The 16,839-nt window shown below is 68.8% G+C and carries 10 protein-coding genes; 4 read left to right on the plus strand and 6 right to left on the minus strand.

The genetic code is table 11. From position 1 onward, the window contains the following. Nucleotides 1–175: 175 nt before the first annotated feature. Both glnK and rpoH read right to left on the minus strand, forming a co-directional pair. Nucleotides 176–514: a P-II family nitrogen regulator gene (glnK, locus tag C882_RS00160; protein WP_009538486.1), complete on the minus strand. Its 339-nt coding sequence runs from the start codon at nucleotides 512–514 to the stop codon at nucleotides 176–178. 344 nt (nucleotides 515–858) lie between these two features. After that, nucleotides 859–1,764 (minus strand): RNA polymerase sigma factor RpoH, encoded by a 906-nt coding sequence (gene rpoH / locus C882_RS00165; protein ID WP_009538487.1) that lies wholly within the window; start codon nucleotides 1,762–1,764, stop codon nucleotides 859–861. A 539-nt stretch (nucleotides 1,765–2,303) separates the two neighbouring features. Here rpoH and C882_RS00170 point away from each other — a divergent pair. From C882_RS00170 to malQ, 4 genes are all read left to right on the plus strand, one after another. Further along, a complete protein-coding gene (locus tag C882_RS00170) occupies nucleotides 2,304–2,711 on the plus strand; it encodes a c-type cytochrome (protein ID WP_009538488.1) in 408 nt (135 codons plus the stop codon). A gap of 292 nt (nucleotides 2,712–3,003) precedes the next feature. Continuing rightward, nucleotides 3,004–3,432 (plus strand): DUF2934 domain-containing protein, encoded by a 429-nt coding sequence (locus C882_RS22700; protein ID WP_009538489.1) that lies wholly within the window; start codon nucleotides 3,004–3,006, stop codon nucleotides 3,430–3,432. A gap of 144 nt (nucleotides 3,433–3,576) precedes the next feature. Then, nucleotides 3,577–5,745, plus strand: a complete 2,169-nt coding sequence (glgX, locus tag C882_RS00180) for a glycogen debranching protein GlgX (RefSeq protein ID WP_009538490.1) — start codon at nucleotides 3,577–3,579, stop codon at nucleotides 5,743–5,745. An 86-nt stretch (nucleotides 5,746–5,831) separates the two neighbouring features. Next, a complete protein-coding gene (gene malQ, locus C882_RS00185; RefSeq protein WP_009538491.1) occupies nucleotides 5,832–8,039 on the plus strand; it encodes a 4-alpha-glucanotransferase in 2,208 nt (735 codons plus the stop codon). 543 nt (nucleotides 8,040–8,582) lie between these two features. Here malQ and C882_RS00190 read toward each other — a convergent pair. From C882_RS00190 to dprA, 4 genes are all read right to left on the minus strand, one after another. Further along, the gene (locus tag C882_RS00190; protein ID WP_152415148.1) at nucleotides 8,583–10,343 is read right to left on the minus strand and encodes a S41 family peptidase; all 1,761 of its coding nucleotides are present in this window, start codon (nucleotides 10,341–10,343) and stop codon (nucleotides 8,583–8,585) included. A 195-nt stretch (nucleotides 10,344–10,538) separates the two neighbouring features. After that, a complete protein-coding gene (rnr, locus tag C882_RS00195) occupies nucleotides 10,539–12,878 on the minus strand; it encodes a ribonuclease R (RefSeq protein ID WP_009538493.1) in 2,340 nt (779 codons plus the stop codon). 62 nt (nucleotides 12,879–12,940) lie between these two features. Beyond that, nucleotides 12,941–15,667, minus strand: a complete 2,727-nt coding sequence (gene topA, locus C882_RS00200; protein ID WP_009538494.1) for a type I DNA topoisomerase — start codon at nucleotides 15,665–15,667, stop codon at nucleotides 12,941–12,943. A gap of 48 nt (nucleotides 15,668–15,715) precedes the next feature. Then, the gene (gene dprA / locus C882_RS00205) at nucleotides 15,716–16,837 is read right to left on the minus strand and encodes a DNA-processing protein DprA (protein ID WP_043642717.1); all 1,122 of its coding nucleotides are present in this window, start codon (nucleotides 16,835–16,837) and stop codon (nucleotides 15,716–15,718) included. Nucleotides 16,838–16,839 lie beyond the last annotated feature (2 nt).

Genomic DNA, 16,839 nt, shown 5'->3' on the forward strand with positions numbered 1-16,839 from the left:
CATGAAGAACACCATGGCGCCGTGAATGAGGAACGAGAACGTGTTGAAGGTGAACGCCGTCTCGGCCGACACCTCCGCGTGCGCCGGGGCGGCGGCGGTCATGGCGACCGCCGCGAGCGCGCCGGCCATGAGCATGGTGGACTTGCGGTTCATGTGATGCATCCCCCTGTGTCGGTCAGAGCGCTTCGAGGTCGGCTTCGCCGGTGCGGATGCGCACGGCCTTCTGCAGGTCGAGCACGAAGATCTTGCCGTCGCCGATCTTGCCGGTATTCGCGGCGGTCTGGATCGCCTCGACGACGCGGTCGACCATGTCGTCGTTGACCGCGACCTCCAGCTTCACCTTGGGCAGGAAGTTCACGACGTATTCGGCGCCGCGGTAGATCTCGGTCTGGCCCTTCTGACGGCCGAAGCCCTTGACCTCGCTGACCGTCAGGCCCTGGATGCCCAGCGGCGTCAGCGCCTCCCGGACTTCGTCGAGCTTGAACGGCTTGATGATCGCCATCACTAGCTTCATCGGTTTTCCCTCCATGGATCGCGCGGCCAAGGCCGCGCCCATTCGCCCCCAGTCGCCGTGTGGCACGGGACGCTCAGGCCCTTGTCTCTTCAAGGGCCGTGCCAATCAGGAGGAGGGCGGGAAACGGGAGGAAAACCAGCAGCTTAGGTTGGGCGGAAATTGTGCAGGTTCATCGATACCTCATGATGTGCACAAAATCTGTGCAGACGAGGCTTGCTGCACCGCACAGGAATCAGGCAGTGCCGTGTCCGATGCGCGGGGGTGCAGGCGGAGTGCTTGGGAAAGCGGCACGAAAAAGGGGCGCCCCGTGCGGGACGCCCCTTGCATGATGATGCTGCGGCCGGTCAGATCGGAATGCTGACGGCAGCTCCCCGGCTTTCCAGCGCCTCGGCGGCGGTCTTCACGGCCGTCTGGAGTTTGGTGAAGGCGCGGTTCTCGATCTGGCGTACGCGCTCGCGCGAGATCCCGTAGTGCTTGCCCAGCTCCTCCAGCGTCGTCGGCTGGCTCTTGAGGCGGCGCTGCATGATGATGTGGCGCTCGCGGTCGTTCAGGTGCTCCAGCGCATCCTTGAGCAGGCGGCGGCCCAGGCGGCGTTCCTCGGCCTCTGCCAGCATGGTTTCCTGGTTGGGCACCTCGTCCACCAGCAGGTCCTGGCGCTGCAGGTCGCCGTCCTCGCCGACCGGCGTGTTGAGGCTGGAGTCCTGGCGCGACAGGCGACGGTTCATGTCGACCACGTCGGACTCGTTGACGCGCAGCTCCTCGGCGATGGCGCGGGCGTTCTCCAGGCTCATGTCGCCTTCCTCGTAGACGCCCAGCTTGGCCTTGAGGCGGCGGAGGTTGAAGAACAGCTTCTTCTGGGCCGCGACGGTGCCGACCTTCACGAGCGACCACGAGTTCAGGACGTATTCGTTGATGCTGGCCTTGATCCACCACATGGCATAGGTCGCCAGCCGGAAGCCCTTGTCCGGCTCGAACTTCTTGACCGCGCGCATGAGGCCCAGGTTGCCTTCGGCGATCAGGTCGGACACCGGCAGGCCGTAGTACCGGTAGCCCATGGCGATCTTGGCCACCAGTCGCAGGTGGCTGGTCACCATCAGGTGCGCGGCCTCTTCGTCGTCGTGATCGCGATACCGCTTGGCGAGCATGACTTCCTGCTCGGCATCCAGCAGCGGGTACCGCTTGATCATCTCCATGTACCGCGCGAGGCCGTCCTCCGACGCGATGACCGGTAAGGAAAGATTGGACGCCATGGCTCCACCTCTTCGCCAGACTAACAGATCCCGGTCCTATCCACCGCCGCCGCCGACCGTTCGTCGCCCGTCTCCGGGTCCGGCCTTCTTTGCCCTGCGCACGGGCGGTCCCAACTCTCGTATTCTTGTTTTTAACGCTTCCAGGCTATAAAAACCCGATTGAATTTGTCAAGTTTATCCGTCGCCGACTTCCTCGCGCCCTGCGTGCAGGTCCGGGCCCCGCTGCGGCGCGCCTCGACGGCTGATCTTCCTGCAGGTCTACGCCCCGCGAAAGGCATGGGATCACGCAATCACGAAGATTTTACGGCGGTGCCCGACCACGAAGGCGCCACATTCGTCGGCGACCGTAACGATCGGATGAGGCCGACTCGGCGCAGTACCGATCGGATGGAGGAGGCGGCAACCTTGTGTCTTTTGCGGTTTCCCGGTACGGTTTGCGCCGTTCATCATCCATTCATCACGGAGTCCGCGGCGTCGCGCCGGGGGCGTCCCGCAGACGAACGTGTTAATGCATTAAAGCATTCGGAAGGAGTTCGGGAATGAAGAAGACCATCGTGATGGCCGGCATGGCCCTGGCCGCCCTCGGCGTTTCCGCCACCGGCGCCGCCGCCCAGGATGCCGCCGCCGGCGAAAAGGTCGCCAAGCGCTGCATCGCCTGCCACACCTTCGAGGAAGGCGGCCCCAACAAGGTCGGCCCCAACCTGTTCGGCGTCATCGAGCGTGGTCCCGGCACCGCGGAAGGCTTCAAGTACTCCAAGGGCTTCCAGGCCGCCGTCGATGCCGGCCTGACCTGGGACGACGCCAACCTGATGGCTTATCTGGAAGACCCCACCGCCCACCTGCGTGAGGTCTCCGGCGATTCTTCGGCCCGCTCGAAGATGACCTTCAAGCTGAAGCCGGAAGACGACCGCCAGAACGTGATCGCCTACATGAAGACCCTGAAGTGATCCTTCGGGCCTTCACGGGCTGACATGGACACCGCCGCCCCGGCTACCGGGGCGGCGGTTTTCGTTTGGGGCGGCGCGGATAACCCTATGATCTTCAATGAAATTTCCGTTTCGGTTCGATGTTCTTCGAGAAGCTTGAGCATTTTCAAGCCGTTATCCCGCGGCCGCCGCGCAACCCGGTGCGTCGTCGCTTGTTTTCCGGCCCCACCGTTGCGTGTAGAGTGAACCCCGCGGCCGCGTGAGCCGTGGATTACCGGGAATGCCCAGGCGGAACACAGGAAAGGTGACGCACATGCCCTCTCTGGAAGATGCGATTCGGCGCCGGGCCTATGAGCTGTGGGAGGCTCATGGCTGCCCCGAGGACCGCAACGACGAGTTCTGGTACATGGCCGAGAAGGAGGTGATGGCCACCGAGGCGCCCGCCGCCGACCAGGCCCAGCCCACCGCCCGCAAGCGCGCCACCCGCGCCGCCGACGCCGTCGCAGAGTCGCCCGCCGCCGGCACTCCGGCGCCGAAGAAAAGCCCCGCCAAGGCCGCCAAGGCCGGCGGCAAGGCCACCGCCGCCAGCGCCACCAAGACGCGCGCCAAGACCGGCACCACCGCCGCGAAGAAGACGGCCGCGGCCGGAACCGCCGGGCCGAAGCAGCGCAAGGCCCCGACGCCGAAATCCGCCGGCAAGGCCGGCCCCGCCAAGAAGCCCACCACCACCGGCGAAACCTGACGCGCCGCCACCTGCGCCGGCATCAGGGGCGGTGGGCGCTGTGACGGCGTCCGGCCGTCCCGCCGCCTTTTGCCGCTTCGGGCCCGCGCGATCCGCGGGCATTGCCGCCGCCGTCGCCGCCGCGCCGCCTGTCAAGGACGGACCATGAGCCACCCGCACCGCCGATCCCTGCAGCCCGGCGCGCCCTATCCGCTGGGTGCGACGTGGGACGGCCACGGCGTGAACTTCGCCGTCTTCTCGGAAAACGCCGAGGCCGTGGAACTGTGCCTCTTCGACACCACCGGCCGCCGCGAGCAGGAACGCATCCGCCTGCCGGAACGCACCGACGCGGTGTGGCATGGCTACATCCCCGACCTGATGCCCGGCCAACTGTACGGCTATCGCGTGCACGGGCCCTACGATCCGCCGCGCGGCATGCGGTTCAACCCCAACAAGCTGCTGGTTGATCCGTACGCGCGGGCGCTGTCGGGCGAGGTGAAGTGGACGCCGTCGTGCTATGCCTACCGCCTGGGCAGCTCGCGCGGGGACCTGTCCTTCGACCGGCGCGACAGCGCGCGCTCCATTCCCAAGGGCGTGGTGGTCAACGACGCCTTCCCCTGGAACGAGCGCATCCGCCGCCCGCGCACGCCTTGGACGGAAACCATCGTCTATGAACTGCACCCGCGCGGCGCCACCATGCTGCACCCCGACGTGCCGGCCCCCATCCGCGGCACCCTGTCGGGCCTGGCGTCGGAGCCGATGATCGGCCACCTGGTGGACCTGGGCGTGACGTCGGTCGAGCTTCTGCCCATCTACGCCTACGCCGACGAACCGCACCTGGTGGAGTTGGGGAAGACCAACTACTGGGGCTACAACCCCTACAACTTCTTCGCGCCGGCGCCGCGCCTGCTGTCGTCCGGCAGCCTGGACGAGGTCAAGACCATGGTGTCCCGCTTCCACGAGGCGGGGCTCGAGGTCATCCTGGACGTGGTCTACAACCACACCTGCGAGGGCAACGAACTGGGCCCGACCATCAGCCTCCGCGGCTTCGACAACGCCAGCTACTACCATCTGGTGCCGGAGAATCCGCGGTACTACGAGAACCACTCGGGCTGCGGCAACACCATGAACCTGACGCACCCGCGCGTGCTGCAGATGGTCATGGACTCCTTGCGCCACTGGGCGGAGGTGATGCGCGTCGACGGCTTCCGCTTCGACCTGGCGCCGGCGCTGGGGCGCGACATCCACGGCTTCGACGCCAACCACCCGTTCATGGCCGCCGTGCGCCAGGACCCGGTGCTCAACGGTGTCAAGCTGATCGCCGAGCCGTGGGACATCGGCCCCGCCGGCTATCGCGTCGGCAGCTTTCCGCCCGGCTGGCGCGAGTGGAATGACGGCTTCCGCAACAACATCCGCTCCTTCTGGCGCTCCGATCCCGGCCAGGGTCCGTCGGTGGCGACGCGCGTGGCGGGGTCGAGCGACATCTACAGCCGGCGCGGCCCGACGGCGTCCATCAACTTCATCACGGCCCACGACGGGTTCACGCTGGCCGACCTGGTCAGCTACAACGCCAAGCACAACGAGGCCAACGGCGAGAACAACCGCGACGGCACCGACAACAACATCTCGTGGAACTGCGGCGTCGAGGGGGCGACCAACGACCCCGACGTGCTGGACCTGCGCTACCGGCAGAAGCGCAACCTGCTCGCCACCCTGCTGCTCAGCCAGGGCGTGCCCATGATCCTGGGCGGCGACGAGTTGGGCAACAGCCAGCGCGGCAACAACAACGCCTATTGCCAGGACAACGAGATCGGTTGGATCGACTGGTCGCTGGGCCGGGACGAGGACATGGATTTCCTGGCGTTCGCGCGGATGCTGGTGCACCTGCGCCGCGCCAACCCGGCCTTCCGCCGCAAGCACTTCTTCAGGGGTGCGCTGCTGGGCGAGGACGGACCGGTCAAGGACATCACCTGGCTGTCCCCGGCGGGGCAGGAGATGACGCCCGCGGACTGGAACGCCCCCATGCTGCGCTGCTTTGGCTTCCACCTGGGCGACATCGGCGACGGCGCGGCGCACGCCGACCACAAGGACCAGGTGGTGGTGCTGATGAACGCCGGCATCGACCCCATCGCCTTCCGCCTGCCGCCCGAGGCCTACGGCGGGCCCTGGGTGCGCCTGTTCGACACCATGCGCGCGGGCGTGGAAGGGCCGCGCAAGGTGGTGGACCCCGGCGAGGTCTACCCGCTGGGACCGCACGCCATGGCGGTGTTCACGCAGGAGCGCCGGGGCCTGCGCGGACGATCAGGGCGCCGGACGAGCGATCGGCGAGCGTGATGCGCCTCCCAGGGCGTTGAGACTGAAGAAAACGGCATTACCGTCCCGGAGGAGACACCTTCGGAACGACAGGCGAGGGGACCGATATGGAGTACGTCGACACGCTGGCACGCCTGGCCGAGAAGGCGGGGATCGAGCCGGCCTATCACGACATCTTCGGCAACCGGCACGAGGCCGACGAGGCGGACGTGAAGGCGCTGCTGGCCGCCCTGGGCGTGCCGGCTTCCGACGCCGACGAGACCGCGCGCAGCCTCGAAGACCTGGAGCGCCGCGACTGGGGCCGCCTGTTGCCGCCGGCCACCGTCCTGCGCACCACCGGGGCGCAACTCGCCACCACGCTCACCCACCGCCGCGACCGGCGCGACGTCGTCTACAACTGGACCCTGATCCAGGAAGACGGCCTGGAGATGACAGGCACCGCCGATCCCGGCGACCTGGCGACCATCGACGAGGCCGAGATCGGGGGCATTGCCTATGAGCGCCGCAGCCTGCCGCTGCCCTCGCACATGGCGCACGGCTACCACACCCTGCGCCTGATCGACGCCGACGGCGCGGTGGCGGCGGAGGGCAAGGTGATCGTCTGCCCCACCGCCTGCTACACGCCGCCCGCCGCCGTGAACGGCAACCGCGCCTGGGGCGTGGCCTGCCAGTTGTATTCCGTGCGCAGCGACATCGACTGGGGCATGGGCGATTTCTCCAGCCTGCGCACGCTGGCCCAGGGGGTCGCGCAGAACGGCGGCCATGTGGTGGGCCTGAACCCGCTGCACAGCCTGTTCCCGGCCAATCCGCTGCACATCAGCCCCTACAGCCCGTCGAGCCGGCTGTTTCTCAATCCGCTCTACATCGACGTGCAGGCCGTGCCGGAGGCCGAGGAGAGCGCCGACGCCAAGGCGCTGATGGCCGACACCGCCTTTTGCGACCGCCTGGATGCCGCGCGCAAGGCCGGCGACGTGGACTATGCCGCCGTCTCGGGCCTCAAGCACGAGATCCTGCGCGTCCTGCACAAGCATTTCCGCGCGCTGCCGGCCGACCATCCGCGCGTGGCGGCCTATCAGGCCTTCCTGGACGAGGGCGGCTACCGGCTGCACCGTTTCGCCGTCTTCATGGCGCTGCACGAGCACTTCGACGGCGCCCCCTGGCACCAGTGGCCCGAGGAGTACCGGAACCCGGCCGGTAAGCCGGTCCTGGCCTTCGCGTCCGAGCACATGGAGCGGGTCAACTATCACCTGTGGCTCCAGTTCGAGGCCGACCGGCAACTGGCCGAGGCGGCCGGGACGCTGAAGGACGCCGCCGGCGGTCCCACGATCGGCCTCTACCGCGATCTGGCGGTAGGCGTGGACACCGAAGGCGCCGACACCTGGATGGACCCCGGCGTCTATGCCGTCGGCGCCCGCGTCGGCGCCCCGCCCGACGAATTGGCCCACGGCGGCCAGGACTGGGGCATGCCGCCGCTCAATCCGCTGAAACTGCGGGAGATGGGCTACGGCCCGTTCATCGAGATGGTGCGCGCCAACATGCGCCACGCCGGGGCGCTGCGCATGGACCACGCCATGGCGCTGCAGCACCTGTACTGGATTCCGCCGGGGGTGAGCGCCAAGCAGGGCACCTACGTCAGCTATCCCATGGAGGACCTGCTGGGCATCCTGGCGCTGGAAAGCCACCGCAACTGCTGCATGGTCATCGGCGAGGACCTGGGCACCGTCCCGGACGGCTTCCGCGAGCGCATGGCGCGCGAGGACGTGCTGTCCTACCGCCTGTTCTATTTCGAGCGGTACGAGGGCGGCCTGTTCAAGCGCCCCGAAGCCTATCCTGAACTGGCCGTCGCCACGCCCACCTCGCACGACCTGTTCACCATCGTCGGCCACTGGCGCTGCTGGGACATCGCGCTGCGCCACGACCGCAACCTGGTCGGCCCCGGGACCTCGCGCGAGGAGGAAATGAAGGCCCGCGCGGACGATCGCGCGCTGCTGGTGGCGGCGCTGAAGGACCAGGGCCTGGTGCGCGAGGACTTTCCCGAGGACGAACACCTTCCCGGCGACGATCTGCGCGAACTGATCCTCGGCGTCCACCGCTTCCTGGCGCGGGCGCCGTCGCGGCTGATGCTGGTCAACCTGGACGACCTCGCCATGGAGGAAAGTCAGGTGAACGTCCCGGGCACCGTCGACGAATACCCCAACTGGCAGCGCCGCCTGACCGTGTCGCTGGAGCGCCTGGTCCACAGCCCCGACTTCGCCCGCACCGCCGAGGCCGTGCGCGCCGAACGCCATCGCGCAGTCAAGCCTGGCGGCGGGTAAGGGGGCTTAGCGGTGGCGCGCGGTGGGTTTTGCGAGGAGCACGGCTCCTCGCGCTCCCGATTCCTTTGGCCGAGGCGGGACGGCGGCGGCGTGCTCCGGCCTTACTTTGAGAAGAAGTGAGGGATCGGGGCTTCCGCCCCCGAGCGGGTCTGGACGGCAGCCCAGGCGCGTCAGCGCCCGGTACCGGCTCGCGCTGGCGCGCGATGGGGTTTTGCGAGGAGCACGGCTCCTCGCGCTCCCGTTGTCTTTGGCTGCGGCAGGGCGGCGGCGGCGCGCTCCGGCCCTTATTTTGAGAAGAAGTGGGGGGGCGGGGGCTTCCGCCCCCGAGCGGGTTTGGGCGGCAGCCCAAGCGCGACAGCGCCCGGTACCGGTCCGCGCTGGCGCGCGGTGGGTTTTGCGAGGAGTACGGCTCCTCGCGCTCCCGATTCCTTTGGCCGAGGCGGGACGGCGGCGGCGTGCTCCGGCCTTACTTTGAGAAGAAGTGGGGGATCGGGGCTTCCGCCCCCGAGCGGGTCTGGGCGGCAGCCCAAGCGCGTCAGTGCTTTACCGCCGCGCGGTGACGTGATCCGCCGTCAGGCCCAGCGCCCAGCGGTACAGCGCGGGCTCGCGCACCAGGCGTTCGCCAAGGGCCAGGTCGACCTCGTTGCCGGCGTGGCTCTTGGGTGGGCAGTTCGTGCGCAGCTTGCGGCGTCCCTCGGTGTCTTCCAGGGGGGTGGAGCGCCATTGCGCGTACTGGGTTGGCACCATGGCATCGACGTCGGCCTGGGCGCGCAGAAGCTGCTCGACGCGCCGGCCCAGGTCGTTGCCGTCGGTGGCGGCGTCGGTATGCGTGGCGTTGATGAAGCCCCCTTCGGACGCGTCGGTCTCGCCTTCCTCTGCCATCAGCGCGGCCGAGGCGTCGGCCAGTGCCACGGTGTCGCTGCCGTCGCCGGTGTTGCCGTAGGCGGTGCAGAGCGAGGGCATGACGCCCAGTCCGTGCAGGGCGTATCCCGACGGGCTGTGGAATCGCGACCACGTCAGCGTCATCTCGCCGTCGTTGGGCAGGCGCACCACCGTCTGCACGGTGCCCTTGCCGTAGGACGTGGTGCCGACGACCACGGCGCGGCCCTGGTCCTGGAGGGCCGCCGAGACGATTTCCGCCGAGGAGGCCGATCGCCCGTCCACCAGCACCACCATGGGCAGGCCGGCTGCGATGTCGCCGTGCCGGGCATTGTAGTACTGGCGGCTTTCGGGATGGCGGCCGCGGGTGGAGAGGATGGGGCCGTGGTCGATGAACAGGTCGGAAACCTCCACCGCCTGGTCAAGAAGGCCGCCGGGGTTGCCGCGCAGGTCGAGCACCAGCCCGCGCAGGTTCGGCCCCAGTTCCGCGCGGGCCTGGGCGACGGCCTTCTGCACGCTTTCGGCCGTGCGCTGGTTGAAGCTGGAAATGCGGATGATGGCGCTGTCGCCCTCGGTCGCCAGGGTCACGGTCCGGGGGACCACCAGGTCGCGGCGGATGGGCACGCGTACCGGCTGGGCGATGCCGGGGCGGGAAACGGTGAGGGTCAGCGTGCTGTCGATGGGACCGCGCAGCATCTTCTTGACCTGCGTGGTCTCCAGCCCGCCCAGGTCGATGCCGTTGACGGCGGTGATGACATCGTCGATGAACAGCAGGCCGCTGGACGGTGCCTCGTCGAACACGTCGCGCACCTCCAGCCCTGTCTTGCCGCGCACATAGCGGATGCCGATGCCGCCGAAGCCGTTGCGGTTGGCGCGGTGGTCGCGCGCCTCTTCCGCACCGGCATAGCGCGAGAACATGTCGAGAGAGCCGAGGGCGGCATCGAAGACGGCCTCGTAGACCGCTTCGGTGTCGGCGGCGGCCAGCGGCGGCGAAACGCGGCGGGCGTCGGCCACCATGTCGGCCACGGCGCGGGCCCAGGCGCGGGCGTCGTCGTTGGCGGGGGCGGGAAGGGACGCGACGACGCCACCGGTGGTCCGCAACTCCACCCGACCGTCGGCGGTGGTGTCGGCGATCAGCGCAGGGTCGATTCCGCCCAGGCCGCGAAGCCCCTCCAGCGCCAGATCGCGGGCGCTGACGTCATTGATGTAGCGGCCGGTGATGGCGCTGAAGCCGTAGGCGAACACGCGCTCGGCGTCGTGGTTGGGGAAGGCTATGGCGGGCCGCACGGAGGCGGCGGGAATGGCAGCCGAAACAGGTCCGGCGGCACCGGCGGGGCGCGGGCCCTCGCTGGGTGCGCAGGCGGCGGCCGTCAGGGCGGCCACCAGAAGGACCGCGCGATGAAGACCGTAAGCCGGGCGGGACATTTTCTTGCGGATGCTCATGCGGCCTAAGCCATACCCTTTCCCTCGCACCGCTGTCATAGAAACATGCGGTGGGGCAGCCTTACAAGAAGGGAATGCGCCGGATCCCCCGTTCACTTCCCCATCATGCCCGCGGCAAAGTTGAGAAACCGTGAAGGCGGCCGGCGATTTGGCCCGCGTGAGTTGGCAAGCGCCGCGTCAGCGCTTGGTCTTCCGGCTTACTTTACCACCCTTGCCCGGTTTCTTTCCCTTCGCGGTGACGCGGCCGGCCACCTTGACGCGGCGCGTGTCCTTGGCCGCCTTCACCCGACGCTGGCGGCCGACGCTGCCGGCGGGTTTGCGGGCGCCCGTGGAGGGGTCCACCGTTTCGCCCGGCTTGCGCACGCCGGCGTGGCCCTTTTCCTCGACGATGTGGAACAGCATGCCGCCGGTCAGCGGGCTGGCCTCCATGAGCTGCGCCGTCACCAGGTCGCCCAGCCGGTAGGTGCGTCGCAACTTGCGGCCGATCAGTGCGTGCTGGGCCTCGTCGTGCAGGTAGTAGTCGTCGGGCAGGGTGGAGATGGGCACAAGCCCGCTCGCGCCGGTTTCCGACAGTTCCACGAACAGGCCGAAGCGGTTGACGCCCCGGATGCGGCCCGAGAACAGCGAGCCGACGTGGTTGGCGAGCCAGGCGGCGGCGAAGCGGTCCACCGCGTCGCGTTCGGCGGTGGCGGCGCGGCGCTCGGTGATGGAGATGTGCTCGCCGATGGGCTCCATCCGCTCCATCTCCTCGTCCGTCAGCCCGTCCTTGCCGAGCCCCAGCGCCCGGATCAGGCCGCGGTGGACGACCAGGTCGGAATAGCGGCGGATGGGCGAGGTGAAGTGGGCATAGCGCCGCAGGCCCAGGCCGAAGTGGCCCAGGTTCTCGGGGCTGTAGACGGCCTGCGCCTGGCTGCGCAGCACGACCTCATTCACGATGATCTCGTCGGGGCTGCCCTTCACCGACTCCAGGATCTTGTTGAAGTGGTGGGGCTTGATGGTGCCGGTGGTCAGCGTCAGGTCCATGCTGTCGAGGAACTCGCGCAGGGCCTGGAGGCGTTCGGGCGCGGGTTCGTCGTGGACGCGGTACATGCAGGGCGTGTCGTGCTTCTCCAGTTCCTCCGCCGCGCAGACGTTGGCGAGGATCATGAACTCCTCGATCAGGCGGTGGCTGTCGAAGCGCGGGCGGATGACGACACCCGTCACCTCGCCCTCGTCATTGACCAGGATGCGGCGCTCGGGGATGTCCAGGTCCAGCGTGCCGCGACGGTCGCGGGCCTCGGCCAGCGCGTGTAAGGCGCCGTAGAGGGGCTTGAGGACCGGTTCCACCAGCGGGCCGGTCAGCTCGTCGGCCATGCCGTCCATGGCGTTCTGCACCTGGGTGTAGGTGAGCCGTGCACTGGAGCGGATCATGCCGCGCGTGAAGGCGTGGTCCAGCTTGTTGCCGTGGCGGTCGATGCGCATGCGCACCGCCATGACCGGCCGGTCCTCGTTGGGCCGCAGCGAACACCAGCCGTTGGACAGGGCCTCGGGCAGCATGGGCACGACGCGGTCGGGGAAGTAGACGCTGTTGCCGCGCTCGAACGCCGCGCGGTCCAGCGGGTCGCCGGGGCGGACGTAGTGGGCGACGTCGGCGATGGCGACCATCATGCGGAAGCCGCCGGGGTTGTCCTCGGCGTCGTCGGCCTCGGCGAAGACGGCGTCGTCGAAGTCGCGCGCATCCTCGCCGTCGATGGTGACGAAGGGGATGGCGCGCAGGTCTTCGCGCTTTCCGAGAGTCGCGGCCTCGGCGTCCTCGGCCTGCTTCAGGGCCTCGGGCGGGAACTCGACGGGGATGTCGTTCTCGTGGATGCAGATCAGGCTGACGGACTTGGCCTCGCCGGTGTGGCCCAGGCGCTCCACCACCTTGGCCAGGCGCAGGCCCAGCCGGCGGCCGGGCAGGACCTCGGCCAGCACGATCTCGCCCGGGTCGGCGCCCATGGTGTCGCCGGCGGGAACCAGGTATTCGGTCTTCTCGCGCTTGCTGGTGGGGACCAGGCGACCGCCCTCGGCGCCGGTCTCATAGACGCCCAGCACCTGGTTCGGCGCGCCGGCCAGGCGCTTGATCAGCTTGCCCTCGTACAGGTCGTCGCGGATGCGGCGCACACGCACCAGGGCGCGGTCGCCCCGGCCCATGGCCTGGCTCTTGCGGTCGGTGAGCAGGATGCGGGGCGGCGTGTCCTCCTGCGTCCACGTCACGGGCTTGGCGACCAGTCCGCCTTCCGGGTCGATGGCGATGACTTCGACCACCAGCACGTCGGGCAGGGCGCCGGGGCGGTGGAACTGGCGCTTGTGGCCACGTTCGATGGCGCCTTCCTCGGCCAGATCCTTGAGGATCTTCTTGAGCCACACCCGGTCCTGGCTGCCGATGTGGAAGGCCCGCGCGATCTCGCGCTTGCCCACCTTGCCGGGGCTCTCGTTGATGAACTCCAGCACCTGGTCCTTGGTGGGCAGCGGGGCGGGCTGTTTCGGCTTTGTCAATCCGGGTCCTTTATCTGGTCATGACGTGGGCGCGGCTGTGAAGGGGCAACGCCCGACGCGGCCTATTCGTCCGTGCCCGTCTTCCTGCGCGCCGGAGCCTTGGCAGGGGCTTTCTTGGCGGCGGCGGTGGTCTTCTTGGCGGCCGTGGCCTTCTTGGCGGCGGGCTTCTTCGCCGGGGCCTTCTTGGCGGTGGTGGCCGAACCCTCGGCGTCGGCCTTCTTCGCCGCCGTCTTCTTGGCGGGAGCCTTCCTGGCAGCGGGTTTCTTGCCGCCCTTGGCCGCCTTGGCGTTGATCAGCTCCACCGCCTCGTCCAGCGTCACCGTTTCCGGGTCCTTGTCCTTGGGCAGGGTGGCGCGGGTCTTGTTGTGCTGGACGTAGGGGCCGTAGCGCCCTTCGTGCAGCGTGATCTCGACGGAGTCGTCGGGGTGCTTGCCCAGCGTCTTGAGCGGCTTGGCGGTCTTGCGCGTCTTGGCCTCGGCCAGCAGCACGACGGCGCGGTTCAGTCCGATCTCCAGCACGTCGTCGTCCTTGCCGATCGACTTGTAGGCGTCGCCATGCTTGAGGTACGGCCCGAAGCGCCCGATGCCGGCCAGGATGGGCTCGCCGGTTTCCGGGTGCGGGCCGACCTTGCGGGGCAGGGCCAGCAGCTTCAGCGCCTTTTCCAGGTCCACGTCGGCGGGGTCCATGCCGCGCGGCAGGCTGGCGCGCTTGGGCTTGGTCTTCTGCTTGCCTTCGCCCTCGGGCTCGCCCAGTTGCACGTAGACGCCGTAGGGCCCCTTGCGCAGCGTGACGTCCTTGCCCGTCTCCGGGTCCTGGCCCAGCAGCTTGGGCCCTTCCGCCAGGCCCGCCTGTTCCTCCTTGGGGTCGCCGGCGCTTTCGGCCAGTGGCCGGGTGTAGCGGCATTCCGGGTAGTTGGAGCAGCCGATGAAGGCGCCGAACTTGCCCAGCTTCAGCGACAGCCGTCCGTCGGAGCACGACGGGCAGACGCGCGGGTCGGTGCCGTCTTCGCGGCTCGGGAACAGATGCGGGCCCAGGTCCTTGTCCAGGGCGTCCAGCACGTCGGAGACGCGCAGGCCCTGGATGTCCTCGACGGCCGCCTTGAAGTCCTGCCAGAACAGGCGCAGCACTTCCTTCCAGTCCGCCCGGCCGCCGGAAATGTCGTCCAGCTGGTTTTCCAGGTCGGCGGTGAAGTTGTACTGGACGTAGCGGTTGAAGAAGCTTTCCAGGAACGCCGTCACCACGCGGCCCCGGTCCTCGGGCACGAAGCGCCGCTGTTCCAGCTTCACGTAATTGCGGTCCTGCAGCACGGCGAGCACGCTGGCGTAGGTGGACGGGCGGCCGATGCCCAACTCTTCCATCTTCTTGACCAGCGACGCTTCCGTGTAGCGCGGCGGCGGCTGGGTGAAGTGCTGCTCGGGCGTGACCTTGCCGCGCTCCACCGGGTCGTTCTCGTTGAGCGGCGGCAGGATGCGGCTGCTTTCGTCCTCGGCGTCGTCGTCGCGGTCCTCGCGGTAGAGCTTGAGGAACCCGTCGAAGCGGATGACCGAGCCGTTGGCGCGCAGGGTGGTCTTGCCGGACCCGTCGGTCATGTCGACGGCCACCTGGTCCATCACCGCGCTTTCCATCTGGCTGGCGACGGTCCGCTTCCAGATCAACTCGTAAAGCCGGAACTGGTCGCGGTCCAGCGAGCGGGCGACGGTGGAGGGATGGCGCATGATCTCGGTGGGGCGGATTGCCTCGTGCGCTTCCTGGGCGTTCTTGGCCTTGGTCTTGTACTCGCGCGCCTTGCCGGGCAGGTAGTCCTTGCCGAACTCGCGGCCGATGTAGCCGCGCGCGCTCTCGATCGCTTCGGGCGCCATCTGCACGCCGTCGGTTCGCATGTAGGTGATCAGGCCCACCGTCTCGCCGCCGATGTCCACGCCCTCGTACAGGCGCTGGGCGGTCTGCATGGTCTGCTTGGCCGAGAAGTGCAGCTTGCGGCTGGCTTCCTGCTGAAGGGTCGACGTGGTGAACGGCGGCGCCGGGTTGCGGCGGCTCTGCTTGCGTTCGACCTGGGCGACCTTGAAGGCGCCGGCCTCGATGGCGGCCTTGGCGGCACTGGCCGAGGCTTCGTCCTTCAGGCCGAACTTGTCCAGCTTCTGGCCGTCCAGGTGGGTCAGGCGGCCCGAGAACGGCTGGCCGTCCTTGTTCTTGAGCGCGACGTCGACCGTCCAGTACTCCTGCGGGACGAAGCGCTCGATCTCGGCCTCGCGCTCGCACACCAGCCGCAGGGCGACGGACTGAACGCGGCCCGCCGAGCGCGAGCCCGGCAGCTTGCGCCACAGCACCGGCGACAGGGTGAAGCCCACCAGGTAGTCCAGGGCGCGGCGGGCCAGGTAGGCCTCGATCAGCTCCTGGTCCAGGTCGCGCGGGTTGGCGATGGCGTCCATCACCGCCGACTTGGTGATGGCGTTGAAGGTCACGCGCTTGACGTCGGTGTCCTTCAGCACCCGGCGGCGGCGCAGCTCCTCCAGCACGTGCCAGGAAATGGCCTCGCCCTCGCGATCGGGGTCGGTTGCGAGGAAGACGGTGTCGGCCGTGCGCGCCGCGGAGACGATCTCCTTGATGTGGCGCTCGGACTTGCCGTCGACCGTCCAGTCCATGGCAAAGTCCTCGTCGGGCCGCACCGAGCCGTCCTTGGCAGGCAGGTCGCGGATGTGCCCATAGGACGCCAGCACCTGGAAATCCGATCCCAGGTACTTGTTGATGGTCTTGGCTTTCGCCGGGCTCTCGACGATGACGAGATGCATGAGACGGGGACAGTCCTTGTGCCGAAGGGGACGCGCGAACGCCCGCGTTTATCCGAAGTACAGCAGGGACACACGGTTCCCAGGATGCCGTTCCAGGCGGCCCGCCAGCTCCAGCTCCAGCAGAATCATGGCGACCACAGGGGGTGACAATTGGCACTGCCGGATCACTTCGTCAACACTCACGGGGTTGGCACCCAGGCAGGTGAGCACCTTCCCGCGCTGTGAATCGCTGGGATCGGGCGGTGGTCCGGGCGGTGCGGACGGCGGTTCTCCGCCCGCCGGTTCATAGGCTGCGAGGCCTTCCAGAACGGCCGCAACATCGCCTGCGTGCTGCACGAGATGGGCGCCGTCCTTCAGCAGCCCGTTGGTGCCGGCGCAGCGCGGGTCCAGGGGCGATCCCGGCACGGCGAACACCTCGCGCCCCTGGTCGGCGGCCAGCCGTGCGGTGATCAGCGAGCCCGAGCGCTGGTTGGCCTCCACCACCACGACTCCGCGGGCGATGCCGCTGATGATGCGGTTGCGGCGGGGGAAGTGGCGGGCCTGCGGCTCGGTGCCCAGCGGCTGTTCGGACACCACCACCCCCTGCGCGGCGACGGCGGCATGCAGGCGGTCGTTCTCCGGCGGGTAGATCACGTCCACCCCGCCCGCCATGACCGCACAGGTGCCGCCTTTCAGGGCGCCCTGGTGGGCGGCGGTGTCGATGCCGCGTGCCAGACCCGACACCACCAGGAAGCCGTGCGTCTCCGCCAGGTCCACCGCCAGCCGGCGGGCGAAGTTGCAGCCGTTGAGGCTGGCGTTGCGGGCGCCGACGATGGCGACGGTCGGGCGCTCGAACAGGTGCGGGCTGCCGAGCATGAGCAGAAGCGGCGGCGCGTCCTCCACCTCCGCCAGCAGGGCGGGATAGCCGGGCTCGCCGGTTCCCAGGATGCGAGCGCCGAATCGGTCGACGGCCTCCAGCTCGCGGGCGGCGTCGGCCTTGGGGCAGATGCGCACGCCCTTGGTGCGCCCGCCGCGCCGGGCCAGGTCGGGCAAGGCGCGCAGGGCCTCGCCGGCGCTGCCGAAACGGTCGAGCAGGCGGCGGAAGGTGACGGGGCCCACGTTCTCGCTGCGAATCAGGCGCAGCCAGTCCAGGCGTTCGGCGGGGCTCAGCGAGCGGCGATGATGCGTCATGG

It is taken from the genome of Caenispirillum salinarum AK4, assembly GCF_000315795.1.
Taxonomy (GTDB): domain Bacteria; phylum Pseudomonadota; class Alphaproteobacteria; order Rhodospirillales; family Rhodospirillaceae; genus Caenispirillum; species Caenispirillum salinarum.

Coding starts and splice junctions, on each gene's coding strand:
- glnK (WP_009538486.1), bottom strand. CDS start 514: ATGAAGCTAGTGATGGCGATCATCAAGCCGTTCAAGCTCGACGAAGTC.
- rpoH (WP_009538487.1), bottom strand. CDS start 1,764: ATGGCGTCCAATCTTTCCTTACCGGTCATCGCGTCGGAGGACGGCCTC.
- C882_RS00170 (WP_009538488.1), top strand. CDS start 2,304: ATGAAGAAGACCATCGTGATGGCCGGCATGGCCCTGGCCGCCCTCGGC.
- C882_RS22700 (WP_009538489.1), top strand. CDS start 3,004: ATGCCCTCTCTGGAAGATGCGATTCGGCGCCGGGCCTATGAGCTGTGG.
- glgX (WP_009538490.1), top strand. CDS start 3,577: ATGAGCCACCCGCACCGCCGATCCCTGCAGCCCGGCGCGCCCTATCCG.
- malQ (WP_009538491.1), top strand. CDS start 5,832: ATGGAGTACGTCGACACGCTGGCACGCCTGGCCGAGAAGGCGGGGATC.
- C882_RS00190 (WP_152415148.1), bottom strand. CDS start 10,343: ATGTCCCGCCCGGCTTACGGTCTTCATCGCGCGGTCCTTCTGGTGGCC.
- topA (WP_009538494.1), bottom strand. CDS start 15,667: ATGCATCTCGTCATCGTCGAGAGCCCGGCGAAAGCCAAGACCATCAAC.
- dprA (WP_043642717.1), bottom strand. CDS start 16,837: ATGACGCATCATCGCCGCTCGCTGAGCCCCGCCGAACGCCTGGACTGG.